The sequence below is a fragment of the Tenacibaculum todarodis genome, assembly GCF_001889045.1.
Lineage (GTDB): Bacteria > Bacteroidota > Bacteroidia > Flavobacteriales > Flavobacteriaceae > Polaribacter > Polaribacter todarodis.
In genome coordinates, this window is the sequence record NZ_CP018155.1 from 1,003,302 (window position 1) to 1,010,391 (window position 7,090).

7 protein-coding genes are annotated in these 7,090 nt (G+C 27.9%); 4 read left to right on the forward strand and 3 right to left on the reverse strand.

Annotation, left to right across the window (positions count from 1 at the left end; all coding sequences use genetic code 11):
• Positions 1-69 precede the first annotated feature (69 nt).
• Complete coding sequence (lptB, locus tag LPB136_RS04605; RefSeq protein WP_072555006.1) at positions 70-804, forward strand: LPS export ABC transporter ATP-binding protein; 735 nt, start codon at positions 70-72, stop codon at positions 802-804.
• Positions 805-825: 21 nt separating this feature from the next.
• On the opposite strand, the gene LPB136_RS04610 is transcribed toward lptB, so the two are convergent.
• Positions 826-1,554: a CDP-alcohol phosphatidyltransferase family protein gene (locus tag LPB136_RS04610; protein ID WP_204218372.1), complete on the reverse strand. Its 729-nt coding sequence runs from the start codon at positions 1,552-1,554 to the stop codon at positions 826-828.
• A gap of 84 nt (positions 1,555-1,638) precedes the next feature.
• On the opposite strand from LPB136_RS04610, the gene LPB136_RS04615 reads away from it, so the two are divergent.
• The 3 genes from LPB136_RS04615 to LPB136_RS04625 all read left to right on the forward strand — a co-directional run bounded on the left by LPB136_RS04615 (position 1,639) and on the right by LPB136_RS04625 (position 4,933).
• Positions 1,639-2,613 carry a YheT family hydrolase gene (locus LPB136_RS04615; RefSeq protein ID WP_072555007.1) on the forward strand — a complete coding sequence of 325 codons (975 nt, stop codon included), beginning with the start codon at positions 1,639-1,641 and terminating at the stop codon, positions 2,611-2,613.
• A gap of 71 nt (positions 2,614-2,684) precedes the next feature.
• Positions 2,685-3,746: a putative type IX sorting system protein PorV2 gene (locus tag LPB136_RS04620; RefSeq protein ID WP_083426177.1), complete on the forward strand. Its 1,062-nt coding sequence runs from the start codon at positions 2,685-2,687 to the stop codon at positions 3,744-3,746.
• A 5-nt stretch (positions 3,747-3,751) separates the two neighbouring features.
• Complete coding sequence (locus tag LPB136_RS04625) at positions 3,752-4,933, forward strand: lipoprotein N-acyltransferase Lnb domain-containing protein (protein WP_072555008.1); 1,182 nt, start codon at positions 3,752-3,754, stop codon at positions 4,931-4,933.
• Here the strand turns inward: LPB136_RS04625 and LPB136_RS04630 are convergent.
• Positions 4,913-6,292, reverse strand: a complete 1,380-nt coding sequence (locus LPB136_RS04630) for an exopolysaccharide biosynthesis polyprenyl glycosylphosphotransferase (RefSeq protein WP_072555009.1) — start codon at positions 6,290-6,292, stop codon at positions 4,913-4,915. The genes LPB136_RS04625 and LPB136_RS04630 overlap by 21 nt on opposite strands.
• Positions 6,293-6,341: 49 nt before the next feature.
• Complete coding sequence (locus LPB136_RS04635; RefSeq protein WP_072555010.1) at positions 6,342-7,088, reverse strand: glycosyltransferase family 2 protein; 747 nt, start codon at positions 7,086-7,088, stop codon at positions 6,342-6,344.
• Between the last annotated feature and the right edge of the window lie 2 nt (positions 7,089-7,090).

Below are 7,090 nucleotides of genomic sequence, written 5' to 3' on the forward strand. Positions count from 1 at the left end.
AAGAAGTTAAGATTATCTAATTCTTATTTTTGAATTCAATCTTTTAATATTTAATCTTTCAATAATAAAATGATTTTAAAAGCGGACAATATTCAAAAAATATATGGTAGCCGAAAGGTTGTAAAAGGTATTTCTCTTGAAGTTAAACAAGGAGAAATTATTGGCCTTTTAGGACCAAATGGAGCTGGAAAAACAACTTCATTTTACATGATTGTAGGTATGGTAAAGCCAAACGGTGGAACTATTTATTTAAATGATGAAGTTATTACGGAAGACGCCATGTACAAACGCGCCCAGAAAGGAATTGGATATTTAGCACAAGAAGCTTCTGTTTTTAGAAAACTATCTGTTGAAGACAATATTATGTCGGTTTTAGAATTTACCGATAGAACAAAAAAGCAACAAAAAGAACGCTTAGAAGAACTTATTGAAGAGTTTAGTTTAGGTCATGTTCGTAAAAACAGAGGTGATTTACTTTCTGGTGGAGAACGTAGAAGAACAGAAATTGCACGTTGTTTAGCTTCTGACCCTAATTTTATTTTATTAGACGAACCTTTTGCCGGTGTAGATCCTATTGCTGTTGAAGATATTCAAGGAATTGTTGCGCAATTAAAAAATAAAAATATTGGTATTTTAATTACAGATCATGATGTACAAGCAACTTTAGCAATTACAGATCGTTCTTACTTAATGTATCAAGGTAGTATTTTAAAAGAAGGAACTCCAGAAGAATTAGCTGCTGACGAAACTGTACGTAAAGTATATCTTGGTAAAGACTTTGAGTTAAAGAAAAAGAAATTTTAAGCCAATTAAATTAGCTGCTTTCTATTTTTTAATAAGTGATAATAATACATACAATACTATTATTAAAGGAATTGCTACATAATGAAGCAATACAATTAATACTATAGAAGCAATTAAAAAAGAGTACTTAATTATATTCTTTTTGAATGAAAAATCTTTAAATTTTAAAGAGAACAAAGGTAATTTGGCATTCATTATATAACTTAAAAGTAAAGTTATTACTATTAAAAACCATTTATTTTGCACCAATTCTACGAAGAAGCTTTGTGTCGAATATTCAGCAATTAAAGGTAAAGAAATTACAAACAAACTCATTGCTGGTGTTGGTAAACCAATAAAACTTTCAGTCTGATTTTCATCTAAATTAAATTTAGCTAAACGATAACAAGCTCCCAAAGTTAATAGCAAACCAAGGTACGGGATATAACTTCCTGTTAAACCTTCTGAATCCACTCCAAAATAACCAACAGCATCTTTATCAAATGCATTAACAAGCATTTGTAACATTATAATTCCCGGCACAACACCACTTGTAACCATATCTGCCAAAGAATCTAATTGCTTACCTAATTCTCCTTGAACATTTAATAAACGAGCTGCAAAACCATCAAAAAAGTCAAACCCAATACCAATAGCAACCAATAACGCTGCGCCTTCAAAATCTCCTTTAACGGCAAAAATTGCAGCAACTGTTCCACAGAAAAGGTTTCCTAAGGTTAGTAAATTTGGAATGTGTCTTTTAATATTCATCTTTGTTAGTTTTCAACGAAAATATAAAATACGATTGTCATTTTTCAAAATTTTATCATATTTGTTAAAATAATTGTTGAGAAAATGCCAATACTAAAAACTGACTTCACTCCTGCACTTCCATTTCGTAACGGTCATTTTAACACCATGTATCGTCCGTTATTTATGAAAGAATCAAATAACTATAAACGAAAAAGAATTACCACTTGGGACAACGATTTTTTAGATTTAGATTTTTCTTTTACAAATTCTGAGTCTATCGTTTTATTAATACATGGTTTAGAAGGTAGTTCTGAATCTCATTATATGGTTTCTACCGCTAATTTACTCAATAACAACAAATTTGATACTGTTTGCTTAAATCTACGTGGTTGTAGCGGAGAAGATAATTTACTGCTACAAACTTATCATTCAGGTAAAACTGATGATGTTAATTTTGTAGTAGATTACCTAGTTGAAAACTACAATTACAAACAAATTGTAGTTGTTGGCTACAGTCTTGGCGGAAATATGACACTTAAATATTTAGGTGAATTTGCTAAAACGCTTCCGAAAGAAGTTAAAGGAGGAATTGCCGTTTCTGTTCCTATTGATATTACAACCGCACAAGTTGAAATGAATAAACTCAAAAACAAATTGTACATGCAAGAGTTTATGAGAACCATGAAAATTAAACTTTTAGAAAAAGCAGAAAAGTTTCCTGATTATACATTAAATAAAAAACTGCTGTACAAAGCCACTAAGTTTAGACATATAGAAAAACAATTTACTGTGCCTGTTTTTGGATTTGAAAGCTCTGAAGATTATTGGGAAAAAGCAAGTTGTAAACCTTACATTCCTAAAATTAAGGTTCCGTCTCTTCTTATAAACGCTAAAGACGATAGTTTTTTATCAAAAGAATGTTATCCAACTAAAGAAGCAGAAAACTCTTCTCTTTTTCATTTTATGGAAACTAATTACGGCGGTCATGTTGGTTTTATGAGTTCATTTACAGCAAAAGAAAATACTTGGCTAGAGAATGAAATTCTAACATTTATTAAAAATAAATTACTTCTTTAACTTGCAATAAATCTATAAAAACACAGTTATTTTAATAGGAATTCAGATATTTGTAAATAACCCATTTTAATTTGAAAACACGACTCCTTTTTTTACTATTCTTACCACTTATTGCAAACGCTCAGTTTAGAAATTATTCCAATGAATTTTTAAATATTGGTGTTGACGCAAAAGCACTTGGTATGAGCAAAGCAGTTGTTGCTTCTACTAATGATGTAAATTCTACTTATTGGAATCCAGCTGGTTTAGTTAATTTAGAAGACGCACAAGGCTCTTTAATGCACGCCTCTTATTTTGCAGGAATTGCAAATTATAATTTTGCTGCATATGCAAAGCCAATAGATGACAGAAGTGCTATTGGTATTTCTATAATTCGTTTTGGTGTAGATGATATTTTAAACACTACACAGTTAATTGACAGTCAAGGAAATATTGATTACAATAGAATTAGCTTGTTCTCTGCTGCAGATTATGCATTTAACGTTTCTTATGCTCGGAATTTAATTCATAAAGATTTACATATTGGTGTAAACGCTAAAATTGTACGTAGAATTATTGGGGAATTTGCTTCTTCTTGGGGATTTGGTTTTGATGCAGGATTACAGTTTGAGCGAAACGATTGGAAATTTGGGTTAATGCTTAGAGACATTACTACAACCTTTAATTCTTGGTCTATAGATGAAGAAGAGTTTGAAAAAATTAAAAGTGCCATTCCAGATGAAAATCAGGAATTACCAGAAACAACAGAAATAACAAAACCAAAAGCACAATTTGGTGTTGCAAAAACATTTAGAGTTGGACGTTATCTTAATTTACTTACAGAAGTAGATTTAAATATGCGTTTTGCTAAAACAAACGATATTATTTCTTCAGAAATTGTAAGTATAGATCCAGCTGTTGGATTTCAATTAGATTATGATAATATAGTATTTTTACGTGCTGGAATTGGTAATTTTCAAAAAGTTGAAGAGTTTGGAGAGGAATCTACTTCTGTACAACCAAATCTTGGAGTTGGCTTTTTATACAAAGGAATTCAAATTGATTATGCACTTACAAATATAGGAAGTGTTGGTAACGCCTTATATTCTAATATCTTTTCAGTAAAAATAGATTTTAGCGCTTTTAGACCTTAATATTAATGAAAAAAATAATTCTACTTCTTGTTTTTCTATTAAACATTCAATTTGCTTTTTCACAATCAATTCAACTTTCAGAAAACGCTGAAGTAAGTATTATTACTGTTGGTCCTGGTAAAGTTTTATATGAAAAATTTGGGCATTCTGCTATTAGAATTAAAGATAGATCTTTAAACATCGATAGAATTTATAATTATGGAATGTTTGATTTTAATGCTCCAAATTTTTATTCAAATTTCACTAAAGGAAGATTAATTTATAAACTAGCAGCATATCCTTTTCATTATTTTGTTAAAAGTAATAATGAAGACAAACGTTGGATAAAAGAACAAGTTTTAAACCTTCCACCAGAACAAAATCAAGCTTTTTTTACATTTTTGAATAACAATGCGAAACCAGAAAATGCTAATTATGAGTACGATCCTTTTTTTGAAAATTGTGCCACAAAAATGCCCGATATTGTTCAGCAAATACTAAACAATAAAGTATCATTTACTGAAGATTTTGTGACTAAAAAACAATCTTTAAGGCAACTAATGAATGATGAGATTCACTGGAATACTTGGGGAAGTTTAGGTATAAATGTTGCATTAGGAAGTAAACTAGATAAAATTGTAACTGCAAAAGAATATATGTATTTACCTGATTTTGTATTTAAATCTTTTAAAAACGCAGAATATTTTGATAAAAATCAACCAAAACAGTTAGTTTTAAAAGAAAATACAATTTTAAACTTTAAAGAAATAACTCCAGAAGCAGATGCTATAAGCCCGCTTTTAGTTTTTGTTGTCTTTATGTTAATCGGATTTTTTATTACTTTTAAAGATGTAAAAAATAACACTCGAACTAAATGGTTTGATTTTTTACTTTTTTTTATAACGGGAATAGTTGGCTTACTAGTTGTGTTTTTATGGTTTTTCACAAATCATTCTACTACACCAAATAACTTTAATTTTCTTTGGGCGTTTGCTTTAAACTTAATTGTAGCTTTTTATCTTTTAAAGAATAACCCTCCAAAATGGGTTAGAAAATATGTCCTTTTATTATTAGTTTTACTTTTTATAATTCCAATAATTTGGATTGTAAAAATTCAATTATTTGCATTTAGCCTATTACCAATATTTATTTTGCTATTAGTAAGATATTTTTTCCTTCAGAAAAACTTATTGACCTTTCATGAATAAAACCGTAGAAATGGTTTTAATTAAAATTTTAAAGTCTAAGAAAAGACTTCTTTCTTTAATATAATAAATATCGTAGCGTAGCTTTTTTTCTTGTTCTTCAATACTTGCTGCATACGGAAAATTAACTTGTGCCCAACCTGTTAAACCTGGTCTTATTACATTTCTAATAGAATAAAAAGGAATTTTTTCTTCTAAACTACTAATAAAAAAAGATTGCTCTGGTCTTGGGCCAATTAAGCTCATATCTCCCTTTAAAATATTGTAAAATTGTGGAACTTCATCTATTCTGGTTTTTCTTAAAAATCGTCCAAAAGATGTTATTCTATGATCATTTTTTGTTGCCCAAACGGGTCCATCATTTATTGTAGGAACCATAGTTCTTAATTTCAAAATCTCAAAAGGTTTACCACCTTTTCCAACTCTTTCTTGAGTATAAAAAAAAGCGCCTCTATTTCCAATAAGATTCCCAATAAATATTATTGGAATTAATATTATAAAAAAAACAATACCAATTGAAGAAAAAAGAATATCTAATGCTCTATGAAAAAAAAGATACAATCTATTATCGCTATTAGTACTAAAGTTAATGTATTTATAAAAATCATTTGTTAAATACTCTTTTGGAACTGAAAAGGTTATTTCTTCATAAAAACTTTCAAAACTCTTAATATTTACGGCTTCTTCAAAAAGGTGAATTAGTTGTAATTTTAATTGATTTGTTATTTCTTCAGAAAAACCTTTGGTAGAAATTATCATTTCATTTACAGATTTTTCAATTAAAATATTTTCTAAAACTATATCGTTTATATTAATATAATTATCAAAGCCTTCTATTTTTTTATCAGAAATATAAGCAGCAATTTTATGAAATCCTTTGTTCTTAGTTGTTTTCAAAAGATATTCCATTTTTGAAGAATGACCAACTAAAACAATTGATTTGTAAAGTGTTTTAGAAAAAAATAACGTAGCATATAATAATCTCCAAATAACTAAAGGAATTGTTATTAAAAAGAAAAAATATAAAATTTGCAATCTATTAACAGGTAAAGAAGGTGTTATATATGGCGTTAAAATATAAAATAGTGTTGTTGATAAAGTTGCAATAATTACACTTCTAACAGTTTGAAACTTGTTGTTTGAAATGTTTAAATTATATAATTGAAATATTTCTCCAAACAGGAGAAAATATATAACTAAGATTAAAAGCCACTTTGTAACTTCTTCTGAATTAAAATATATATACTCAGTCTTAAAAAAATGAAAACCTAAAAATAAGCCAGAAATTAGAACAAAAACATCTACTATTCTTAGTAGAATTTTGCGTTCAGAAATATCGAGATAATTATTATTTTTCCTCATTAAATTATAAAATTGTATTTATCAAAAATAGAAATAAAAATATTACTAATTATTGATATTTTTTAAAACCTTTATATGCCCAATTTAGTAAGTAATAACTAGATTGAAGTATTGATAATTTTTCAACATTTCTGTAAAAATTCCATTGGGGCTTTAATAGTCTTTTTTTATTTCTTGAGTGAGATTTTTTTCGAATCCTATAAGATGCAAGAGTTTCTTTATTCCCATAAGCATATTCTATTTTTTTTAAATACTTTAGCCACAAACCCATATCTTGCCTATAGGTTATATTTGGCATTGTTTCTTTACCTAACTTTTCTACATCTATAAATGCTGTTAAACAACTTATAGAGTTTGTTTTTAAAATATCATAATAAGTTACTCTTTCAGGAACAATAAAATCTTTATAAATTGGTTCTAATGTTTTTTCATGAACTCGTCTATATGAAGAAAAAACAAACCCTTCTGAACTTTTAATTTTCTTTAAAGATGTCTCTAAAAACTTCGGAAACCATAAATCGTCACTGTCTAAAAAAGCTAAATACCTTCCACTTGCTTTTTTTATAGAATTATTTCTTGCAATTGCAGGGCCAGAGTTTTCTATTGAAAAAAGTTTAATTCTTTTATCGGTTTTAATTAATTCTTTAATAATTTCTACCGAATTATCTGTAGAACCATCATCAGTAATTAACATTTCCCAATTAGTAAATGTTTGATTTTGAGTGCTTTTAATAGTTTCTGAAATAAATTTCTCAGAGTTATAACACGGTGTAATTATTGAAACTAAATTGTTCATTT